General features: G+C 46.3%; 3 protein-coding genes. 2 read left to right on the plus strand and 1 reads right to left on the minus strand.

What is annotated here, in order from left to right; all coding sequences use genetic code 11:
- Nucleotides 1-595: cytochrome c oxidase subunit 3 (locus tag R7P67_RS24455; protein WP_318086268.1), on the plus strand; the 595-nt coding region annotated here is incomplete at its 5' end.
- An 8-nt stretch (nt 596-603) separates the two neighbouring features.
- Here R7P67_RS24455 and R7P67_RS24460 read toward each other — a convergent pair.
- Nucleotides 604-840 carry a DUF2909 family protein gene (locus R7P67_RS24460; protein ID WP_005482739.1) on the minus strand — a complete coding sequence of 79 codons (237 nt, stop codon included), beginning with the start codon at nt 838-840 and terminating at the stop codon, nt 604-606.
- Between R7P67_RS24460 and R7P67_RS24465 the strand changes: the two genes are divergently transcribed.
- The coding region (locus R7P67_RS24465; protein WP_318086269.1) for an SURF1 family protein at nt 788-1,363 on the plus strand (576 nt) is incomplete at its 3' end. The two genes, R7P67_RS24460 and R7P67_RS24465, sit on opposite strands and share 53 nt — an antisense overlap.

Raw genomic sequence — 1,363 nt, forward strand, 5'->3', positions numbered from 1 at the left:
AGAAGTGATGTTCTTTGGCGCGTTTTTCGGAGCGCTGTTTTACGCCAGAATGGTGTCTGTCCCTTGGTTAGGAGGGGCTGATAATAACCTCATGACCAATGAAGTATTGTGGCCAAGCTTTGAAGCAATGTGGCCGCTCACGACAACGCCAAGTGGGGAAAGCACCCAAGCGATGCCTTGGCAAGGTATTCCGCTCACTAACACCATTATTTTGCTTCTCTCTTCTATCACGTTACACATGGCACACATCAGTTTGGAGAAAAACCGACGCACAGCGTTAGTCGTGTGGCTTGAAATCACCATCGTGTTGGCGGGCTTTTTCTTGTTCTATCAAGCCAAAGAGTACATTCACGCTTATCAGGAAATGGGGCTCACGCTTCAATCGGGGGTTTATGGCAATACGTTCTTTATGCTTACTGGTTTTCATGGCATGCACGTTTGTCTTGGTACCATATTCTTAACCGTATTGCTGTTTAGAATCGCGAAGGACCACTTTTCTCCTACTAATCATTTCGCATTTCAAGCAGGCAGTTGGTACTGGCATTTTGTTGATGTGGTATGGCTATGCCTGTTTGTTTTTGTTTATGTGTTGTAGCGACAGAGTCAGTAAGGACGTGGATTGGGAGCAAGCCAACCCGAGCTCAACGCAATCAAAAGAAGGATGACCACTAACGCAGAAAACATCACACGACGACCGAGATAGTGGCTCATGGGTTTTGTTGGCTTGTCCGGATTATCTGGGTCTTCTCGAACCATTTCGATAAGCGCTTTTGCGAGGTTGAAGATAATGAAAAGCAGCAAAAGGACTAGCGTTAATTTGAATAGGAATACGGTGGACATAGTACCTCCGGTTTCTTCGTCTTGGTTATCGCACAAGTTATGGCTATCGAAGCGGTTTGGTATTGCAGTTTGCTTAACTGTGGTTGTGTTTTCTCTGTTGGTCAAACTTGGATTTTGGCAACTAGAAAGAGGTCAGGAGAAACAAGCGCTTGAACAAGCGATACTCGCTCGGGCTGATGCCCCATATCAATCCCTCACTTCTGTCCTTGATAACAATGACTGGCGAGAGGAGAGCGTGATTGGAGTGAAAGTGCAAGCGGAGGCAAAGCCAGAACCGTTGCCAGTGGTTTTGCTCGATAACCAAACCTTTCAAGGCAAAGTGGGTTATCTCGCATACCAAGTGGTTTCTGTCGGTCAGGATCCAATAACCTTAGCGCTTTTAGAATTGGGTTTCGTCGAAGGGCTGCGAACTCGTGATTCTTTACCAACCGTAACGACGTTGAAGAGCCCCACAAACGTAACCGGACGTTTGTATCGCAAATCAATGAATCCGTTAAGCTCAGAATTGATGCCAGAAATGGGA

The organism is Vibrio sp. Vb0937 (assembly GCF_033338855.1).